At 70.7% G+C, this 20,140-nt stretch carries 17 protein-coding genes; 3 read left to right on the top strand and 14 right to left on the bottom strand.

Annotated features, from left to right (window positions below; translation table 11 throughout):
• Positions 1 to 50: 50 nt before the first annotated feature.
• Complete coding sequence (locus LXM50_RS07865) at positions 51 to 635, top strand: cysteine hydrolase family protein (protein WP_233310767.1); 585 nt, start codon at positions 51 to 53, stop codon at positions 633 to 635.
• Here the strand turns inward: LXM50_RS07865 and LXM50_RS07860 are convergent.
• A complete protein-coding gene (locus LXM50_RS07860) occupies positions 580 to 1,134 on the bottom strand; it encodes a 4'-phosphopantetheinyl transferase superfamily protein (RefSeq protein WP_233310766.1) in 555 nt (184 codons plus the stop codon). The two genes, LXM50_RS07865 and LXM50_RS07860, sit on opposite strands and share 56 nt — an antisense overlap.
• A gap of 156 nt (positions 1,135 to 1,290) precedes the next feature.
• On the opposite strand from LXM50_RS07860, the gene LXM50_RS07855 reads away from it, so the two are divergent.
• Positions 1,291 to 2,625 (top strand): MFS transporter, encoded by a 1,335-nt coding sequence (locus LXM50_RS07855; protein WP_233310765.1) that lies wholly within the window; start codon positions 1,291 to 1,293, stop codon positions 2,623 to 2,625.
• Between the two features lie 60 nt (positions 2,626 to 2,685).
• A complete protein-coding gene (locus LXM50_RS07850; protein ID WP_233310764.1) occupies positions 2,686 to 4,182 on the top strand; it encodes a glutamate-cysteine ligase family protein in 1,497 nt (498 codons plus the stop codon).
• Positions 4,183 to 4,391: 209 nt separating this feature from the next.
• Here LXM50_RS07850 and LXM50_RS07845 read toward each other — a convergent pair whose 3' ends face one another.
• The 13 genes from LXM50_RS07845 to LXM50_RS07785 form a co-directional block, all read right to left on the bottom strand.
• Positions 4,392 to 7,127 carry a penicillin acylase family protein gene (locus LXM50_RS07845; RefSeq protein WP_233310763.1) on the bottom strand — a complete coding sequence of 912 codons (2,736 nt, stop codon included), beginning with the start codon at positions 7,125 to 7,127 and terminating at the stop codon, positions 4,392 to 4,394.
• 285 nt (positions 7,128 to 7,412) lie between these two features.
• Complete coding sequence (locus LXM50_RS07840) at positions 7,413 to 9,308, bottom strand: YhgE/Pip domain-containing protein (RefSeq protein WP_233310762.1); 1,896 nt, start codon at positions 9,306 to 9,308, stop codon at positions 7,413 to 7,415.
• Positions 9,305 to 10,267, bottom strand: coding sequence for a hypothetical protein (locus LXM50_RS07835; protein ID WP_233310761.1), 963 nt, complete (start codon positions 10,265 to 10,267; stop codon positions 9,305 to 9,307). Before LXM50_RS07835 ends, LXM50_RS07840 begins: the two co-directional genes overlap by 4 nt.
• A complete protein-coding gene (locus tag LXM50_RS07830) occupies positions 10,264 to 10,932 on the bottom strand; it encodes a TetR/AcrR family transcriptional regulator (RefSeq protein WP_233310760.1) in 669 nt (222 codons plus the stop codon). The genes LXM50_RS07835 and LXM50_RS07830 overlap by 4 nt, the downstream gene beginning before the upstream one ends.
• A 245-nt stretch (positions 10,933 to 11,177) precedes the next feature.
• The gene (argG, locus tag LXM50_RS07825) at positions 11,178 to 12,626 is read right to left on the bottom strand and encodes an argininosuccinate synthase (RefSeq protein ID WP_233310759.1); all 1,449 of its coding nucleotides are present in this window, start codon (positions 12,624 to 12,626) and stop codon (positions 11,178 to 11,180) included.
• Between the two features lie 121 nt (positions 12,627 to 12,747).
• Positions 12,748 to 13,542 (bottom strand): Pr6Pr family membrane protein, encoded by a 795-nt coding sequence (locus tag LXM50_RS07820; RefSeq protein ID WP_233310758.1) that lies wholly within the window; start codon positions 13,540 to 13,542, stop codon positions 12,748 to 12,750.
• A gap of 67 nt (positions 13,543 to 13,609) precedes the next feature.
• Positions 13,610 to 14,809, bottom strand: coding sequence for a hypothetical protein (locus tag LXM50_RS07815; protein WP_233310757.1), 1,200 nt, complete (start codon positions 14,807 to 14,809; stop codon positions 13,610 to 13,612).
• Positions 14,803 to 15,630 (bottom strand): hypothetical protein, encoded by an 828-nt coding sequence (locus LXM50_RS07810; RefSeq protein ID WP_233310756.1) that lies wholly within the window; start codon positions 15,628 to 15,630, stop codon positions 14,803 to 14,805. Before LXM50_RS07810 ends, LXM50_RS07815 begins: the two co-directional genes overlap by 7 nt.
• The gene (locus LXM50_RS07805) at positions 15,627 to 16,700 is read right to left on the bottom strand and encodes a VWA domain-containing protein (protein ID WP_233310755.1); all 1,074 of its coding nucleotides are present in this window, start codon (positions 16,698 to 16,700) and stop codon (positions 15,627 to 15,629) included. The genes LXM50_RS07810 and LXM50_RS07805 overlap by 4 nt, the downstream gene beginning before the upstream one ends.
• Positions 16,697 to 17,683, bottom strand: a complete 987-nt coding sequence (locus LXM50_RS07800) for a VWA domain-containing protein (RefSeq protein ID WP_233310754.1) — start codon at positions 17,681 to 17,683, stop codon at positions 16,697 to 16,699. Before LXM50_RS07800 ends, LXM50_RS07805 begins: the two co-directional genes overlap by 4 nt.
• Positions 17,674 to 18,165: a hypothetical protein gene (locus LXM50_RS07795; protein WP_233310753.1), complete on the bottom strand. Its 492-nt coding sequence runs from the start codon at positions 18,163 to 18,165 to the stop codon at positions 17,674 to 17,676. The genes LXM50_RS07800 and LXM50_RS07795 overlap by 10 nt, the downstream gene beginning before the upstream one ends.
• On the bottom strand, positions 18,149 to 19,084 hold the full coding sequence (locus LXM50_RS07790) for a DUF58 domain-containing protein (protein ID WP_233310752.1): 936 nt from the start codon (positions 19,082 to 19,084) through the stop codon (positions 18,149 to 18,151). The genes LXM50_RS07795 and LXM50_RS07790 overlap by 17 nt, the downstream gene beginning before the upstream one ends.
• Positions 19,085 to 19,115: 31 nt before the next feature.
• The coding region (locus LXM50_RS07785) for an AAA family ATPase (protein WP_374107817.1) at positions 19,116 to 20,140 on the bottom strand (1,025 nt) is incomplete at its 5' end.

Below are 20,140 nucleotides of genomic sequence, written 5' to 3'. Positions count from 1 at the left end.
AGCCTAAACTGCACAGGTAAAACTGTCTAATGTGTGCGAGGATGCCGCGCATGACCACTGCACTCCTGCTCATGGACTTCCAGAACGGCTTCGCGGCTCGCTATGCCGAGCTCGCACCCGGCGTGATCCCGGCGGCGCGGCGCGCCCTCGACGCGGCCCGCGCGGGCGCGATCCCCGTCGTCTTCGTGCGCGTCGGCTTCCGCGAGGGCTTCCCCGAGGCGTCCGCGCGGAACAAGGCCTTCGGCGCGATCAAGGACTCACCGCTCGGACCACTTCTCGTGGAGTCGGCCGAGGCGTCGCAGGTCGTCGCCGACCTCGCCCCGCGGCCGGGGGAGCCGATCGTCGTCAAACGCCGCGTCGGCGCCTTCGCCTCCGACCTCGACGTGGTGCTCCGAGGGCTCGGTGCGACCGAACTCGTGCTCGCGGGCGTCGCCACGAGTGGCGTCGTGCTGAGCACCGTTCGCCATGCGGCCGACCAGGACTTCGGGCTCACGGTCCTTGCGGACGCCTGTGCGGATCAGGATGCGGAGGTGCACCGGGTGCTGCTGGAGAAGGTGTTCCCGCGTCAGGCCGAGGTGGTCACCGTCGAGGAGTGGGTCTCGGGCCTGAGTCCGGAGGCCGTCTCGCGAGGGTGACGATCAACTCCGGGTCGACATCGACCGGCAGGATCCGGAAGTCGCCGCCGCCGGGCACAGTCGCGAAGCCGTCGGGGGTGAATCGCACCTGATCCGGCGGCAGGGCGAGCCCCCGCCCGTCGGCCTTGAGCGCCGCCTCGATGGCCGTCCACCCGCGCAGATCCGGCGGGTCGGCCGGGGCGAACAGCGCGCGGAGGGCAGGCATCGTCCCCGCGTGCTCGGCGTCGATCCCGATCGCGGCGGAGTCCTGCTCGCGGGTGACGGCCACGACCACCCAGGGCTCCGCGTACGCGATGCTCGCGTGCAGCGGGGCGTCGGGCAGCAGCGGCCGCCCATGCGGTCCACCGCACTGCACGCAACGCCGCACGATCCGCAGGTCGGAACCCGGGGCCAGCTCGGCGGCCAGAGACCGGATCAGGGCGTGGGCGGTCTCCCGGCGGACGTCGGACGCCGAACGAGCCCAGGCGATCCGGACCCCTTCGATCGTCGTCCGCTGCACAGGACCAGCGTAGGCCGCCGCCTGAGTCGCAGATCGATGCCGGTGGGGCCGCGGGCCGGGGCGTCCGCGGCCGCGGGGCAGAGGCCAGGGCGTGGGTGACGGTCGCGCCGGCGCCGACCGCGGCCTCCCGTCGCGTGCGGCATAGGATCGAACCCTATGAGTTCGGATCCGGCGGGCACGCAGACCCTGCGCCGCCCGGGTCCGATCGGCCGGATCATCGGATCCCTCGACGATCCGGTGCTGCGGGCGCTGGTCGCCGCCACCACGGTGGCGCGCATCGGCCGCGGCGTCTTCCTGTCGATCACCGTGCTGTACTTCATCCGGGTGGTCGGGCTCAGCGGCGGCGAGGCGGCGATCGTCCTCGCCGCGGCGAGCGGCAGCAGCATCCTCGCGTCGTTCCTCGGCGGATGGCTCGCCGACCGGTGGAGCGCGCGGCGGCTGTCGTTCGTGTTCGAAGTCGCGGCGGGACTTCTCCTTATCGCGTACGCCTTCGTCGGCACGTTCGCCACGGCGATCGCGCTGGCCGTCGCGAGCGGTTTCCTCGACGCGTTGGCGCAGTCGTCCCGCTCAGCGGTGATCGCCCGGGGCTTCACCGGGGACAACCGCGTGCACGCTCGCGCGGTGCTGCGCACCGTGACGAACCTCTCGATCGCGGCCGGATCCGGTGTCGCCGCGATCGCACTCGCGATCGGAACCCCCGTCGCCTACCGAGCGGTCATCGTGATCGCCGGGGCGATCTGCGCGATCGGTGCGATCCCGCTGCTGCGGCTGCCCGCGTCCGTCGATGCCGTCGCGCGGGTGGCCGAGAAGATCACGACCGAGACCGGATCCGTGAACACCGCCGCCACGGCGGCCGCAGAGCGCGAACTCCGTCGAGACTGGCGCGCCCGCTCGCCCTGGCGCGATCCCCGCTACCTGCTCCTCACCCTGTTCTCCGCCGCGTTCGGCATGCAGTTCGGCGTCGCCGAGGTCGGCGTGCCGCTGTGGATCACTCATGCCACCACCGCTCCGGACGCGACCGTCTCGGTGCTCCTCATCTCGAACACCGTGCTGGTCGTGCTCTTCCAGGTGCGGCTGTCGCGGAACACGCACGATCTGCGCGTCGCGGGCAAGGTCTCGCTGATCGCCGGCGCGCTCATGGCGGGCGCCTGCTTCGTCTACGCCTCGGCCGCCGGACTCCCTGTCGTGGCGGCCGTCGCGGTGCTGCTCGTCGCACTCGTCGCGCACACCTTCGCCGAGATCCTGTCGCAGGCCGGCGGCTGGGGTCTGAGCTTCGAGCTCGCCGATCCGGTGCGCGCGGGCGCCTATCAGGGCGTGTTCGGCATGACGTTCTCGATCGGCTCCCTGGTCGCGCCGATCCTGGTGAACGCGACGGCCATCGCGCTCGGCTTCGCCGGCTGGGCGATCCTCGCGGTCGTGTTCCTCGGATCCGCTCTCGGCATCGCGGCGATCGCGTTCCGCGCCGCACGGGAGCAGGACGTCCGGGTGTGAGCCCCCGGGATCGTCGGATCCGACCTCGACGCGCCGACAAGGGGCGAGTAGCTTCTGCTCATGGGAGACCGAGTCGACGACCGGGTGTTCACCCGGCAGGACCGCACACGGTTCCGCGAGAAGACGGCGCGGTGCCTCGATGCCCTGGCCAGCATGCTCGCCGACGGCCAGTTCGAGGTGTCAGAGCCGCGGCTGGGTCTCGAGATCGAGCTGAACCTGGTCGACGACGCCTGCGACCCGGCCATGGCGAACGCACGGGCGCTCGAGGCGATCGCCGATCCCGCGTTCCAGACCGAGCTCGGTCAGTTCAACATCGAGATCAACGTCGAACCGCGCCCCCTCGCCGGCGGCAACGTGATCCGGCTGGAGGACTCGCTGCGCGAGGCGCTGAACGCCGCTGACGCCAAGGCGCGCAGCACGGGGTGCGGGCTCGCGATGATCGGGATGCTCCCGACGCTCGACGAGCACCACTTCACGAGCGAGTGGCTCTCCGAGGATCCGCGCTACGACCTGCTCAGCCAGCAGATCCTCGCGGCCCGAGGTGAGGACATCGAGCTGCGCCTCGACGGCTCCGCACTGGGCGGTGCGGGCGGCCGGGAGAGCCTCGACATCGTGTGCGACACGATCCTGCCCGAAGCCGCGTGCACCTCGGTGCAGCTGCACCTGCAGGTCGACCCCGCCGACTTCGCGGCCTACTGGAACTCGGCGCAGGCCATCGCCGGCGTGCAGGTGGCTCTGGCGGCGAACTCGCCGTTCTTCGCGGGGCGGGCCCTGTGGCACGAGACCCGGATCCCGCTGTTCGAGCAGGCGACCGACACCCGCTCGGTCGAGCTGAAGAACCAGCGGGTGCGCCCGCGCGTGTGGTTCGGCGAACGCTGGGTGACCTCGATCTTCGACCTCTTCGAGGAGAACTCCCGCTACTTCCCGGCCCTGCTACCGGTGACGACCGATGAGGATCCGTTCGAGGTGCTCGCGCGCGGCGGCACTCCCGCGCTCTCCGAGCTGCGCATGCACAACGGCACCGTCTACCGCTGGAACCGGCCGATCTACGACGGGCACGGCGACCGCTACCACCTGCGTCTGGAGAACCGCGTGCTTCCCGCCGGGCCGTCGATCGTGGACGTGCTGGCCGATGCCGCCTTCTACTACGGCCTCGTGCGCAGTCTCGCCCTGGCCGACCGGCCGCTGTGGACGCAGATGACGTTCGACGCCGCCGAGGAGAACCTGCATTCCGCGGCGCGCGACGGCATCGAGTCGCGGCTGTACTGGCCCGAGGTGGGCTGGATCGGTCCGCGCGAGCTCGTGCTGCGCCGGCTCCTGCCACTCGCCGCTGAAGGGCTGGACGGCTTCGGGGTGGATCCGGTCGCGCGCGACCGCTACCTCGGCGTCATCGAGCAGCGCTGCCTGACGGGCCGCAACGGCGCGGTGTGGCAGCGGGAGGCCGTCGCCGCCCGCGAACGCGCCGGCGCCACGCGGTCGGAGGCGCTGCACGGAATGCTCGCCGACTACCTCGAGCGCATGCACACCGGAGACCCCGTGCACACCTGGACGCTGTGAGCGTGGCTGGGGCGGCTGGCTGAGCTCTGCCCGCCTGGCGGAGGGATCCGGCGGGGATGGTCCAGCCATTCGAGACTTCTTCAGCCGGATGGACCGCCGGCCTCCGGTGGAACGGCCCCCAGAGGGTGGGGTCGGCTGGGCAAGAGGCCGATGCCGCGATTCAGCACTGTGGCCTCCACTCCATGCGGCGGTGAGGACGCCGACCCGGCTCAGCCCGCGGGCTTCAGCACGAGGGTGTCGACGGTTGCGGCGTCCACCGCCTTCTTCGTGAACGCCCAGGGGGACTGCACGCCCTTCGACCAGTTCTCGGTCTGGTCGGTGTAGTGCGGGCTGAAGGCGTGGCCGCTCGCGCCGGTGAGGTGGTTCCACGTGGAGGCGTCGAAGTCGGAGAGGTCGACCACCATCCGCATCGACGGCACCGTGGTCGTCGCGTAGGAGCCGCCGAGCGTCCAGCCGGTGGCGTCGACGAGGGAGGATCCGCCCCCGACCGGATACGGTCCGCGGTTGAACAGCCACTCGATCGGCGCGATGCCGCTCTTGCCGAGCGTCTGGTGCGTGAGCGTGATCGCGTGCAGATCGCCCCAGTTCCACCGAGCTGGATCCGGCCCCTGCGCCTTCGAGAGCTCGTCGTAGGCCTGCTTCGCCGACAGAGCCAGCATCTCGTCGCGCCCGGACACGCCGATCTTCGGGTTGGTCCAGAGCGGGTCGTCCGGGTTCTCGAGCATCGGTCCGACCACGGTGAACAGCCGACCCTGCCCGTCCATCGGCAGCGGATGCTCGCGGTTGGCGAAGAGGTTGAGCGCCAGGTGCTGCCAGAGCACGTTCGCATAAGCCGCAGCGGGGGAGTCGGCGGTGGCCTGTGCATCCCACGTCTTGAGCAGCGCCACGGCCCCGCGCACGCCGGCGTCCTTCGAGGCCGGGATCTCCTGCATCTCCGCCGCGAGCTGTTTGCCGATCCAGCTCTGCTGATCGAACTGGATGTCTCGCATGTCCTGCGCGGTGAGCGGATGCTGCTTCGCGGTGCGCTCGATGAGATCGGCGATCCGCGCAGCGCGATAGCCGTAGTCCCAGTCGCGCGACAGGAAGTACGGGTAGCTGTCCGGCACGATCGCATTGTTCGCGGTGACGATGTAGCCCGCGTCGGGGTTGTAGGACACGGGGAGCTTCTCGAAGGGGATGTAGCCGGTCCAGTCGGATGCGCTCGTCCACCCCGGCTGCGGGTAGTAGCCGTTGCCCGCACCGCGGATCGGCAGGCGGCCCGGCGTCTGATACCCGATGTTCCCCTTCTGGTCGGCGTAGATGAGGTTCTGCGCTGGCACGTCGAACAGCGACGCCGCATGCCGGAAGTCGGTGAAGTCCGCAGCGGTGTTCATGGCGAAGATGGCGGTCGACGTGGTGCCCGGATCCAGTGCGGTCCAGCGCAGGCTCACCGCGTACTGCCCGGGAAGCGCGTCGGTCGCGGCATCGGGGGCGACGCCCGTCTCGCCCCCCGGTGAGGTCGTGTCGGTGCGCCCCACGATGGGGGCCTTCGCGAGCGCGGTGAAGTCGTCGGTCAGCCCGGAGACGATCGGGCCGTGCGCGGTGGAGCGGACGGTGAGCGTGACGTCGGTGGAGCCCGCGACCTTGACGGTCTCGGTGCGCGTCTGCAGTGGAACGCGCACGCCGTCGCGCCAGTAGCTGTCACCGTCGATCTTCTCGATGTACAGGTCGGTCACGTCGGTGGTGAGGTTCGTGAACCCCCAGGCGATGTTCGCATTGTGCCCGATCACGATGCTCGGAAGGCCGGAGAACGAGAACCCGGCCACGTCGAACGGGCAGGCGGTGCTTACCGTGCGGCAGCGCAGCTGCATCTGGTACCAGACCGAGGGGAGCGCCGCGCCCAGGTGCGGGTCGTTCGCGAGCAGCGGCTTGCCGGTCGCCGTGAGGGATCCGGAGACCACCCAGGAGTTGGATCCGATGCCCTCGCCGGGGTCTCCGAGCAGCGTCTGGACGGCCTCGAGGGTGTTGCGCACGGTGGTCCAGCGGACCGTCGCCGACGCGCTCGCCGCGGCTCCGGCGGTGGGTGGGGTCGCGCCGGCCGTGGGTGGGGTTGCGCCGGTGGGCGCCGCGGAGGGTGCCGTCCCCGCGGGAGCGGCGTTCGATCCCGTCCCGTCCGGTGAGGTCGCGGACGTGCTCGCGGCGGCCGCCCCGCTCCCGCTCTGCTCCATCGGCGTGATGGTCGGAACGATGACGGGGTGCTCGTCGAACGGGTACGCGGGGTAGATCTCGTTCATCGTGGTGGCATCGACGGTGGGAGCCAGCAGCGCACGGGTGGTCTCGTCCTCGACGTTGCCGCGCAGATCCCAGGCCATCGCCTTCAGCCAGGCGACCGAATCGGCGGGCGTCCAGGGCTCGATGCCGTAGTCGGGATTGGTCATGCCGACCACGGCATATTCGAAGGATGCCTCTGCCCCCTTGTGGTCTGCGAGGTAGGCGTTCACCCCGTCCGCGTAGGCCTGGTAGAAGCCGCGGGTGGTGGCGTCCATCGCCGTGACCTCCTTCTCAGCGATGCCGCGCCAGTCGAGAGTGCGCAGGAACTCGTCGGTGGCGACCTGCGAGGATCCGAACAGCTCGGCGACCCTGCCGCTCGTGACGTGCCGGCGGAAGTCCATCTCCCAGAAGCGGTCCTGCGCGTGCACGAACCCCTGCGCGTAGAACAGGTCGTGCGTGTTGTCGGCAGTGACCGTCGGGATCCCGCGATCGTCGCGCTGCACGGTCACCTGCGCCTGCAGCCCCTTGACCGCCAGTTCGCCTGAGGTCTGCGGGAACGAACGCTGCACGGTCCACACCAGGAAAAGGGCGGCGGCGGTGGCGAGGATCACGATCCCCGCGAGCACCCCGAAAGCGGTGCGCCCGACGATCCGGCCCGCGCGCCGGGGCTTCACCGTGGGATCGGCTGACGACATGAGCGCTCCTTCGCGTGACACGGAGTCTCACTGCCGGAAGGATCGGGTCGCAGCTCGCGAGACGTGTTGGCATCCTAGCGCGGGGCGATCGCCGTCCGGTCCTGGCCGACGCCCTTGCGCCACGATGACCGCGAGACCGAACCTGCGTCCCGAGACCCACGATAAGTTGCGCGGTCTCGGGACGAGAGTTCGGTTTCGCGGATCCCACTGCCGGGATCCGAGGCTGGGATCCGAGCCCGGGATGGCGGCCTGTCGAGAGCGGGATCCGGGCGGCCGGCCCGCCGCTCAGCCGATCAGGCTGGGCTGCAGGTCGCGCAGCGTGCGCTTGTGCGTCATCCGGGTCACGCCGATCATGGCCAGCAGCAGGGATCCGACCAGCCAGATCCCCAGCACCGCTAGATCCGTCATCGCCCTCCCGACTTGCCCGCCGTACATCAACTGGCGCATCGCATCCACCACGTATCCCATCGGCAGCACATGGTGCAGCGCGGCGAGCGGCGCGGGCAGCGTCTGCCACGGGAACGTGCCGCCCGCGGTCACGAGCTGCAGCACCATGAGCACGAGGCCCACGAACTGCCCCACGGATCCCAGCCAGACGTTCAATGCGAGGATGATCGCCGCATAAGTGGCCGAGGCGAGCACCATGATCCCGAGCGCGCCCCACCCGTTCTGGAATGTGAACCCGAGCGCCCAGGCGAGCACGCCGAGCAGGCCCACCATCTGCACGGCGCCGAACGCCGCGGGGGTGAGCCAGCCGGCGAGGGTGATCCGGATCGGCGAGTGCAGCGCCGTCACCGCGCGCCGCGAGATCGGCTTGATGATCAGGAACAGGGCGTAGATGCCGATCCAGCCGGCCAGCGCCGCGAAGAACGGCGCGAGTCCCTGACCGTAGTCCTTCGCGGCGGCGACCTTGTCGCTGGACACGTCGACGGGGTTCGCGATGGTCTTCGCCTGCTGCTCGCGAAGGTCGGGCGTGGAGGCGGGGATCGCGTCGACGCCGGCCACGAGGCCGTCATGCAGCGTGCCGATGCCGGTGGCGAGGGTGCCGAGGCCGTCGTGCAGGGCCTTGGCGCCGTCGCGGGCGCCGGCCGCGCCCGTGCTCAACGTCGCCGCGCCCGAGGCTGCGGTCTGGGCACCGTTCGCGAGCTGCTGCGACTTGTCGGCGAGCGTGGCGCTGCCGGACGCGACCTGGGCGCTGCCGTCGGCGAGCTGGTCGATCTTGCCGACCGCGCCCTGCACCCTGTCATTGCCGTTGCGCAGATCGTCGCCGAGCGGATCCAGTTTCGCGAGCACCGCGTCGATCTCCGCCTGTGAGAGCCCGCGGTCCGCGAGAGCGCTGGCGATGTCGCTGCGCACCTGGGGCAGGGCGTCGGTCGCCTGCTGAACGAGCGATCCGGCCTCGTTCGCGTACTGCGCGATCTGCTGGTTCCCGTCGCTCACCTGCTGTGCGCCGTTCGCGAGGGTCGCCGCACCGGCGGCGAGCTGCTGCGAGCCGTCCGCGATCTGCGCGGTGCCACCGGCCAGCTGGGATGCTCCGTCGGCCAACTGGGACGTGCCGTCGGCGAGCTGTCCGCTGCCGGAGAGCGCCGTGTTCGCACCGTCGTGCAGCTGCGAGGCGCCGTCGGCGGCTTCGCCGAGTTTGTCGCGCACGTCGCTGAGCCCCGTGAGCAGTTTGTCCGCCGCTTCCTGGCCCACCATCTCGGCGACCGAGCGGCGGATCTTCTCGACCGCACCGGATCCGATCGACGACGCGAGGTAGTTGTTGGCGTCGTTCGTCTCGAGCTCGATCCGCGCCTGATGCGGACTCGTGCCGGACGCGGAGAGCAGCGCCTCGGAGAACGTCTTCGGAATGGTCACCGTGAAGTCGACGTCGCCGTTCTTGAGCGCGGCGCGCGCGGCGGGGGCGCTCATGCGCTGCCAGTCGAAGGCCTTGCCCTCGACGAGGTTGTCGGCGACCTTCTCGCCGAAGTTCGTGGTGGTGCCGTTCGAGGTCGATCCGGCATCCTCGACGACGAGGCCGACAGGCACCTCGCTGAACTTGCCGTACGGATCCTGGTTGGCCCACAGGTACAGTCCGCCGTAGAGGATCGGCACGGCCATCAGGGCGATCAGGGCGATCACGGCCATCGGGCTCGCGGTCAGCCGGCGCAGTTCGGCGCCGATCATCGCGGGGATCTTCATCGCTCGGCTCCGTTCGCGGTGTCGGTGGGGTCGGTGTCCGTGGGGTTGGCGACCGGGGCGGGATCCGGCACGGGGGCCGTCTGGTCCTCCCCGGGGTCGGCTGCCTCGGGGGCAGCCGGATCCTCCACAACGGGGTCGTTGAGCGAGGACGGCGAAGCCGATCGAGACGAAACGGGGTCTCCCGCGGGCAGCGGCGTTTCGTCTCGCTCTGGCTGCGCCGGTGCTCGCTCGACGTCCCCAGGGGTGTCCGCGGGATCGTCCACCGGCGTGGCCGGATCCGCGTCCCTCACGGTCGTGGATCCGGTCACGTCGGCGAGCGGACGGACGGGGACCGTGGCGTTGGACGGATAGTCGGTCTCGAGCGCCTCGGGGAGGCGTTCGATGACGGCGGCCGCGGATCCGCCGACGATCACGAGCACGGCGAAGCCGCGCTCGGCGAACTCCGTGGCGATGCGCCACCAGCCCTCGGGCCGTCCGCCGTGACGGTCAGGGGAGACCAGGACGAACCCCTCCACGTCGTCGCGCAGCACGGCGAGCTCGGCCATGACGCGCACGCGCACAGAGGGCTTGATCGTGCCGATCGGCTGCGCGGCGAGCTCGGCGAAGCCGATCTGCTCGAGCCAGCGCCGGGCGTGCAGCGGGGTGGCGGGGAGTCCCGCGAACATGAGTTCTTCGCCCACGACCGCGGCGAGCGTCACCCCGGGGTGCGGGTCGCTGACCTCGGGGGCGTCGACGAGCGCCATGCGGCGGCGCAGGTCGCGGTCGTTCCGGGTGCCGTCGATGGTGACCTCGCCCGTGTCGGGACGCATCCGGCCGGTGGCGATGAGCCCCAGCACCGTGGGGCGCAGCTCGGTCTCGGCGAGCACGAACCGGGCGTGGCCCGTCTCGATCTCGAGCGACGTGGTGGGCAGCGCATGGCCCTTCTTGCCCTTGCTGACGTCATGCACGGCGATCCTCATGCGCGGCCCTCCTCGGCGGGAATCGTGGCAAGCGTATCCGGCGCACCGGTCCACGAGAGGTCGGGGTGCGCGATGAGCAGCGCGTCGATCTCGCGCCAGCCGAGGCCCGCGATGCTGAGCACGGCGCGCACCGCGATGTCTCCGGCGACGGGGGAGGAGGCGTCGGTGCGGGTGACGACGGTGCGGGCGCTCTCCTCGATGAGGCGCGCGAGCGTGGGGGCGGCCATGTCCTGGCGCAGCTCGCCGTCCTCCTGGCCGCGACGCACGAGCGCGGCGAGCACGCGCCTCAGGGGTGCGAGGGCGGCGGCGGTCTCCTCCACGTGCGCCTCGTTGAGCGCGATCGCCGCGGCCACCTGCACATGCGCGGCCTCGCGCCACAGGTCGGCGGTGAGGCGGGCCAGGGCGATCCGGCTGTCGGCGTCGTCGACCCGCTGTGCGACGGCGTTGAAGCGCGCTGCGCCCGCGGAGATCAGCGCGTGCACCAGCGCGGTGCGGTCGTCGAAGTGGCCGTACAGTGCGCGGCGGCTGAGGCCGGCGGCGCGGGCGATCTGGTCGACGGACGCGTGCGGATCCGCGGCGAGGGTCTGCGAGGCAGCGGCGAGGATGCCGGCCCGGTTCTCGGCGGCGTCCCTGCGCTGACGGCGGGGTGCGGTGGTGTCTGTCACCGGACCAGTGTACTACTAACCTGCACATCGATGTGCAAGTTAGCGGTGAATGGTGGTGCACCGGCGCGACGTCTGCACGACGACGCGACGGATGCACGAGGGATCGGCGGATCCGATCGTGCATCCGTCGCAGGATCGTGCAGGCGTCGCGCGGGGCGCGGCGAGGGCGCAGGCGCAGGGCGCCGGGGGCGAGTCCCGGAACGAGGGAGGATGCCGCAGCATCCGCCCCCCTCGAAGACCCGGGCTCAGTCCGTGCCTGCGTCGAACGCCGCGCCCTCGCTCGCCGCGTCCACCGCGTCGGCCAGGGCCTCCTCGGTGTCGGCGAGAGTCGTGCCCTCGACCGCGGCCGCGATCTCAGAGGCCTCGCCCGCCGTCACGCGGCCGACGAGCTCGCCCGTCGCTCCGCCCACGAGTCCGAGGCCCGCGTACTGCTCGAGGCGCGCACGCGAGTCGGCGATGTCGAGGTTGCGCATCGTGAGCTGGCCGATCCGGTCCACCGGACCGAACGCGGCGTCGCCGACGCGCTCCATGGACAGCTTCTCCGGACCGTAGGACAGGTTGGGGGAGACGGTGTCGAGGATCGTCCAGTCGTCGCCGCGGCGCAGGCGGATCGTCACGGTGCCCGAGATCGTGGATCCGACCCAGCGCTGGATCGACTCGCGCAGCATGAGCGACTGCGGCTCGAGCCAGCGGCCCTCGTACATGAGGCGGCCCAGGCGCCGGCCCTGCTCGTGGTAGGTCGCGAGGGTGTCCTCGTTGAGGATGCCGTTGACGAGGCGCTCGTATGCGATGAAGAGGAGCGCCATGCCCGGGGCCTCGTAGATGCCGCGCGACTTCGCCTCGATGATGCGGTTCTCGATCTGGTCGCTCATGCCCAGGCCGTGCCGGCCGCCGATGCGGTTGGCCTCGAACACGAGCTCCACCGGGTCGGCGAACTCGACGCCGTTGAGCGCGACCGGGCGGCCGCCGGCGAAGGTCACCGTGACGTCCTCGGTCTCGATCGCGACGGAGGGATCCCAGTACTTCACACCCATGATCGGGTCGACGGTCTCGAGGGACACGTCCAGGTGCTCGAGCGTCTTGGCCTCGTGCGTGGCGCCCCAGATGTTGGCGTCGGTCGAGTAGGCCTTCTCGGCGGAGTCGCGGTAGGGGAAGCCGTGTGCGACGAGCCACTCGCTCATCTCCTGGCGTCCGCCGAGCTCGGTGACGAAGTCGGCGTCGAGCCACGGCTTGTAGATGCGCAGCCGCGGGTTGGCCAGCAGGCCGTAGCGGTAGAACCGCTCGATGTCGTTGCCCTTGTAGGTGGAGCCGTCGCCCCAGATGTCGACGCCGTCCTCCTTCATGGCGCGCACGAGCAGCGTGCCCGTGACGGCGCGGCCGATCGGCGTCGTGTTGAAGTAGGTCTTGCCGCCGGAGCGGATGTGGAACGCTCCGCAGGCCAGGGCGACGAAGCCCTCCTCGACCAGCGCGGTCTTGCAGTCGATCAGGCGCGAGTCCTCGGCGCCGTACTCGAGCGCGCGGCCCGGGATCGACGCGATGTCGTCCTCGTCGGGCTGGCCCAGGTCACCGGTGTACGTGTACGGCACAGCACCCTTGTCGCGCATCCACGCGACGGCCACGGAGGTGTCGAGCCCTCCCGAGAAGGCGATGCCGACGCGCTCGCCGACGGGCAGGGACTGGAGGACCTTGGACATGGGATCCAGTCTATCGGCGGGTCTGCGCTCGATTCGGCGGCGTTTCGACGCCGCGGAGCGCGCTGTCCGGCGATCGGATCGGCCGGACGTCGACGCTCAGAGCGAGGCGATCGGATCCGGATCAGCTGCCGCGTTTGCGGGAGACCCAGATCACGCCGGCGCCCACGGCGAGGATCGCGACGGCGATGCCCACGATGTATCCGGCCACGCCGAGGTAGCCGCCGGGCACGAGCGCCGGGTTCAGGAACGGGTAGGGGTACCAGCTGTGCTCGCCGGTCGCGGGCGCGATGATGAGGTTCGCACGGATGAGCGTGTATCCGGCCCACACGATCGGGAAGGCCGCGATGATGCCGAGTGCGCCCCAGCCGAGGCAGCGCCGGCGCGGCGCGAGCAGCACATCGGCGAGCAGGATCAGGGGCCCCACGACGTGCATCATCTCGTTCGCCCAGACGACGGTGGTGCCCTGTGGCAGTTCGATGCCGCGCAGCAGGGTGTTGTAGACGATGCCGGTGACGATCATGTACGTCGAGGTGCAGGCGAGCAGGATCGCCAGCCAGCGCGGCTCGACCGCCGCACCGGTGTCGTTGAGCGAGGACGGCGAAGCCGACCGAGACGAAGCGCCCCTCGAGGAGGCGGCGACGCGCAGCCCCCAGATCGCGGCGAGGATGAGCGCCACGGCGGAGGACACGTTCGACTCGATCGTGAAGAAGCTGAGGAAGTTCGTCACCACGGTCGGCAGGTGCGAGCCCCAGGGCGTCGTCGACCCCAGCGCGTTCTGCATCGTGATGGTGAGCTGAGTGGCGACCGCGGTGAGGATCGCGAGTGCGCCGACGAGGCGAACCACGGACCAGGTCCTCATGTCGATCGTGAAGCGGGCCGGGCGGGTCGCGGAGCGCTCGGGCGCGGAGATCTGCATGCATCGAAGATAGCGCCAGGTCCTGCCGCCGACCGGGTGCGGTGCCGAAGATGCCGGATCCCGTCGGTCAGGGGTACTTCGTCAATGCCTTCTGGAAGTCGCCGGCCTTCTTCTCGCTCAGCATGTAGCGGCCCACGATCGCGAGCTGCAGCCCCTCGAGGGGCTCGCCGGTGCGCTGCGAGGTCTGCTCGCGGGACGCGCGGTACTCGCCCGTCGTGTCGTTCGCGAGATCGGTGATGTCGGCGTAGAACCAGCCCGGATCCGGTTCGTCGTCGCTGAACCACTCCCAGTTCACCTGGGTCTCGGGCGTGGCCCCGCCGTACATCTTCGAGATCATCGCCGGATCCACCCCGCTGCCCGGATCGTTGAACGCGACCATGCCGCGCCAGCCGTGCTGCGCGATCACCGACTCGATCGTCTGCATGACCTCGAGCTTGTGGGCGTAGCCGGTCACCGGCGTCGTCGTCGCCCAGGTGTCCGACGTGAAGCGCACCAGCATCGACTCGCCGCCGTAACCGTTGCGCTCAGGGCGCTCCTGGGCATCAGCCGACTTCACCCACTGCAGGCCGTAGTCGGCCGTCAAGCGGGCGCGCACGTCAGCCATGGTCTCGTCCGCCAGTGCCTGCAGCTTCTCGAGGGACTGCTGGTTCAGGAACGTGCTCGGGTCCTTGTCCTTGATGCCGGGATACGCCTCCCAGAGCTTCTGCTTGGCGGTCTTGTGCCCGTCATAGGATCCGGTCGCCGCGACGCGGACGGCGCTCAGGGCGCCCATCGTGCCGACGTTCAGGACGAGGGCGATCGTGAGCGCGGCAGCGCCCAGCACGCGACCCGCCTTCGTCGCCAGCGCGGCGATCGCGAGGCCCAGCACCACGAGCTGCAGCACGAGCATGGTCGCCCCGAAGAATGCGTCGGCGGCGCCGATCGCGAGCAGGATCAGCATGATCACGGCGAAGCCGATCGCGGCGCACAGTGCGATCCATCCCAGCGCTTTCGAGGTCGTCGAGCGCGCACCGCCAGAGGCGGCGCGCGACGAAACGCTCCCTTCGAGAGGGCGCTGGGTCTCGTCTCGGGCGCGCTCCGCGCGTCCGTGCTCAACGACCCCGGTCGCGGGAGCCGGAGCGGCCGGAGCCGGCACACCCGGCGTGGCCAGGGGCACCGCCGTGCCCAGCAGCGCGCGCCGCGCACCGCGGTAGCCGCCGGGCGGCGGCACGGGCGGGGCGCCGGCCGAATCGGACACGTACCGGGGCGGATCGCTGCGCTCTACCATGGCTTGTCCGTCCCGCTGCTGCCGCCGCCGTCGGTGCCGCCCTGCTGGTTCTGCTGGCGGTCCTGCTCGCCCTGCTGCAGTTTCTTCTGCAGTTCGTCGAGCTTGTTCGGGTCGGGTGTCTGCGGCTGCGGCGGCTGCTGCGGATCCTGCTTCGGATCCGGGGACTGCTGCTGCTTCTGCTGCTCGTCCTGCTGCTTCTGCTGCAGTCGGTCCTTCTGATCCTTGTTCGACTGGCTCAGGTCGCGCTGCGGATCCGGCGACTGCTCCTGCGCCTTCTTGCTGTCGCACTCCTTGGGCCGGTCGGCGTTGACCTGCAGCGCCTGCGCGTAGAACTCGAGCGCCGTGGCGTGGTCCTGGGTGTCGGCGGCCGCGTCACCCTCGCGCTCGAGCACCAGGGCGAGGTTGAACCGCACCGCGCACACCTCGAGGCCGTGCGCGAGCTTCAGCGATTCCTCGAACTTCTTCTGCCCGGCAGCGAGCTTTCCCGATTCGGCCAGGCCCACGCCCTGATCGAAGGGGGCCTTGTAGGGCTCGAACCAGTTCGCGGGGTTCAGACCCTCGGCGGCGCTCACGGACCCGGAGTAGTCGCCGGCGACGTAGGTGACGATCGACTGGTACGCGAAGGCGTACAGACTCACGAGCTTGCCCACGAAGAGCGCGGCGACGAGCAGCAGCGGCAGCGAGCACCAGGCGATCCATCGGCGCGCAACGCGGCGACGCCGGTTCGCGGCGAGCAGGGCGTGCGCGGCCTTCGTCTCGTCTTCGGCGCGCTCAGGAACCGGTGGGACGCGCTCGGGAACCGGCGTCGCGGTGGCGGTCATGCGTTCTCACCTCCCGGCGTCGGCCGCGCCGAGAGGCCGCGCATGCGCACGATCAGCATGGTCGCGCGGGCGATCTCGGCGCACAGGAGTGCGGCGACCACCAGCGCCACGATCCAGCTCAGATCGGTGGGCTGCGTGAGCGGGTCGTCCTCGCGGTAGGCGGTGGTCGACTTCGGCGCGGGCGGGAGCACGGTCTTCGCGTCGGCCGTGCGGCGCTCGTAGCCCACGCCGAGCTCGGAGGCGATCCGCTGCAGGTTCTTCTCGTCGATGCGGCTGAGCGCATCGGATCCCTGGTACTGGATGTACGGCCCGGCGCCGGAGCCCGACGCGGTGTCGCCGAACGCGCCGGTGGTCTCGCGCATCGGGCCGCCCTGGCTGGTGCCGTAGCCGAGCACCTCGCCCCCCGAGATCAGCTTCTTCGCGCTGTCGAACGGCTCGGGCTCGGTGGAGACCGTCTGCTCGCCGTCACCGAGGTAGAACACCATCCGTGCGCGGTCAGGCGCTGCCTTCTGCGCATTCTGCAGGGTCTGCGTGAGCAGCTGGTTCGCGATGCCGATCGAGCTGCCCTTCGATTGCCGCGTCACCTCCGGCTGCAGCACCTCGACGGCCGAGACGAGCGCGCCGGTGTCGGTGGTGAGCGGAAGGCGCAGCACCGCGTTCGCGTCGAAGGTGATGAGGGCGAACCGCGCCCCGGGGTACGCCTCGGCGATACGCTGCACGTCCTCGCGGACGCCGGCCATGCGGGTGCTGTCGGCGTTCCCCGCGGATCCGTTCTTCACGCCGTCCCAGTCCTCGGCGACCATGCTCGCGGTGGTGTCGATCGCGATCACCACGTCCGTCGCAGAGGCGAGGGTGCGCACGTGCCCGCCGGGCACGCCCGGCCGAAGCAGCAGCGCCCCGCACGCGAGCACGAGCACCACGCGCAGTGCCCAGATCACAGGACCGGCGCCGGTCGAGGCGCCACCGGGTGCACGGCGCAGCGCACGCACGAGCATCCACACGGTCGCGGCCAGCACGGGCAGCACGAGCAGGAGCACCAGGAGCGGTGCGAGGACGGGCTGGAGGATCACAGGCGCACCCTCCAGAGCAGCACGACGAAGCCGAGCGCGATCACGATGAGCGCGGCGATCCACAGCTGTGGCACGTCGGTCCAGATCACGGTGGCCTGACCCTTGAGCTGGGTCGCCTCCTGCTTCTGCACCTGGCTGATGATGTCGCCGACCGTCGTGGTCGCCCGCAGCGCATAGGCCTTGCCGCCCGTCGTGGCTGCGGCGTCGGCCAGCGTCTTGCTGTCGGGCTGGTCGATGCCGTCGACCGGATTGATCGTGTAGATCCGGATCTTCTTCGAGGCCGCGTAGTCGGCGGCCTCCTGCAGCGTGACGATCGGGGATCCGTTCAGCTCGTTGTCGGTCGCGAGGATGATCGAGCGGGCGCGCTGCTCGTCGGCGTGGTCGAAGCGGAGAGCGCAGGAGGCCAGGCCGTCGCCGATGAGCGAGGCGCCGACGCCGTTCATCGTGCCGACCCACTGCTCGGGGACGTCCGTCGAGTAGTCGAGGCCCTTCATGAGGCTGCGCAGGTGCTCCTGGATGAACCGGTAGTCATCGGTGAGGGGGAAGACCTGCACGGCGGAGCTGTTGAAGATCGTGAGCCCGACGCGCTCGCCCTTGAAGCCGTCGGCGAGCTTGTCGAAGATCGACACGATCTCCTTGTCGACGTCGGTCATGGATCCGGACACGTCCAGGCACAGCATGATGTCGCGGTTCGTGGACACCGGCTGGATCGTCTTCTGGGCGATCGGGCGGGCGGCGACCACCCCGCCGAGCACGACGGCGAGTACGCCCAGCGCGACGATGCCCGCGAGCGCCGCCTGGCGTCGGCGCACCGCGCGCTGGAACGCCGGGAGGGAGCGGATCCGCTCGGCGCGCGCGATCGGGGCGCCGGGTGCTGCGGATCCGGTGCCGCGGCCGCGCAGCCCGAGGAGCACGCCGAGCGCGACGGCGACGAGCAGGGCGCCGATGACGGCGAGCAGGATCCAGACGTTGGCTAGTACCACGTGGTCACCACCGTCCGGGCGGCGTCCGCGCCGACGAGCGGGTCGATCGGGGCGGTGCGGCGGAAGATGCTGGGGTAGTAGTTGCGCCCGATCGCATCGATGAGCGCGGGGTGCACGCCCATCCGCACCAGGTCGTCGAGCGCCAGCACGGGCGCCTCGATCCCGCTGTACTCGTTCACGAAGCCGCGCACCACGCGGCTGAGATCGAGGTTGGCGCGGCGGGCGTCGGTGCGTCCTTCGCGGTAGTCGGCCTCGATCTGCGCGATCGCGCCGAGGTACTCCTGCCGCAGCACGGTGGCGACGTCGGCGGTGAAGGCCGGCACCGGGGTCGGCGCTGACGCGACGGCGAGCGCGCGGCGCGGTCGGGTCAGCACGACGACGAGCCAGGCGATCCCGGCGATCAGCACGAGGACGCCGATCGCGAGCAGGATCCAGCCCCAGCCGTACTGGGCCGGAGGGTACAGCTCATCCGTGCCGGACATGCGACCTCGCATCCAGCATCCGCAGCAGCGCGCCGACCGCCTCGTCCTGTTCGGCCAGAGGCACGTGCGTGATCTCCAGCCGGCGCAGCAGGGCCTCGGTGCGCGCGGCCTCCGCGGCATCGGCGGCGTGCAGTTCGGCGGCGAGCTCGGCGTCGCCCTGGACGAACTCGGGGATCGCCCAGCGCGTCGCGACATCGCGGCGCGCACGCTGCGGGGCGGGTCCTGAGCCCGTCGACCGCGCACCGGTCCCCGAGCCCGTCGAAGGGTCCAGCACCGGCTCCGCGTCGCGCAGCGTGATCCACAGCACGTCGTGCTGCACGCGCAGCCGCCGCAGCAGCCGCTCGGTCTCGTCGGAGACCGGGGCGTCGTCCGTGACCACGACGACGATCATGCGTCGCGCGATCGTGCGCGCGATGTACGACAGCACCGCGTCGCGGTCGCTCGGCGCGGCGGCGGCGTCGACCGCGTGGTCGATCGTGCGCAGGGTGTGCTCCAGCGCGGCCTCGCTGCGGCCGATCTCGCGACGGCGGACGCCCGAGGAATCACCGCTGACCAGGCAGAAATCGTCGCCGTGCCGCAACGCGAGCAGTCCCAGCACGCCGACCGTCAGGATCGCCAGATCCTTCTTCGGCTTCTCGTCGTGGGCGAGCGCGGTCATCGCGAGGCCCGTGTCGACGGCGAAGAGGACGGTGTGCATGCGGGTCGCGAGCGACCGGCGCACCACAGGGGATCCGAGCCGCGCCGTGGCCTTCCAGTCGATGTCGCGGATCTGGTCGCCGTACTCGTAGGCGCGCAGGTCGTCGAAATCGAGGCTGTGCCCGCGCAGCAGCGACGCGTACGCGCCGTCGAGCGCGTGCGTCGACTTGCGTGTCGAATCGATGAAGAGCTTGCCCTTCACCGGCGTCAGCAGGCTGGCCATGGTGTCCTCGGTCCCTGATCCTCTCGGCGGATCAGGGGGTCGGCACGGCGCCGAACACGGCGTCGATGACGTCTTCGCTGCGTACGTTCTCGGCCTCCGCCTCGAACGTCAGCAGCACCCGGTGCCGGAGCACCAGGTGGCGCAGGTTCCGCACATCCTCGGGGATCACGTACGAGCGCCCGGCGAGCAGGGCGAGCGCGCGCGACGCCTGCAGGAAGGCGATGGATCCGCGCGGACTGGATCCGTACTTGATGTAGCCGCCGAGGGTCTCGCCGATGTACGGCACCGGATTGCGCGTGACGTAGACGAGCGACACGATGTAGTTGCGGATCGCCGGATCCACGTACACCCGCGACGAGATGTCCTGCAGCTGCTCGACGTCGGCGAGCGAGATCGTCGTGGTCGCGTGCCGGTCCGGATCCAGGGCGCCGGAGTCGATGCGGGCGAGCACCTCGAGCTCGTCGGCCGGGCTCGGATACTCGACGATCTCCTTGAGCAGGAACCGATCCATCTGCGCCTCGGGCAGCTCGTAGGTGCCCTCCTGCTCGATCGGGTTCTGCGTCGCGATCACGAGGAACGGACGCGGCACCCGGTGGATCTCCCCGCCGATCGTCGTCTGGCGCTCCTGCATCGCCTCGAGCATCGCCGACTGCGTCTTGGCGCTGGACCGGTTGATCTCGTCGAGCAGCACGAAGTTGGCGTGCACGGGGCCGAGCACGGTGCGGAAGGTGCCGCTCGCGGAGTCGTAGATCTGCGTGCCGGTGATGTCGCTCGGCAGCAGGTCGGGGGTGCACTGGATGCGCTTGAAGTCGGCCTTCACCGTGTCGGCGAGGGTGCTCGCGGCGGTGGTCTTCGCGAGGCCGGGCACCGACTCGAGCAGGATGTGGCCGCCGGCCATGAGCGCGAGCAGCAGGCTCGTGCGCAGGCGCTCCTGCCCGACCATGCGGGCGGAGTACGCGTTCGACACGGTGTCGAGGATCTCGCGGGCACGCACCATCTCCGCCTCGGTCGGGGCGGGCTTCGCCTCAGCGGTCGTGGAGTCGGCCGCGGGGGCCG

The sequence above is a fragment of the Microbacterium sp. Au-Mic1 genome (assembly GCF_021341785.1).
Taxonomy (GTDB): Bacteria; Actinomycetota; Actinomycetes; order Actinomycetales; family Microbacteriaceae; genus Microbacterium.
The sequence above is the reverse complement of the archived record's forward strand: the minus strand, read 5'-3'. Positions and strand labels throughout refer to the sequence as shown.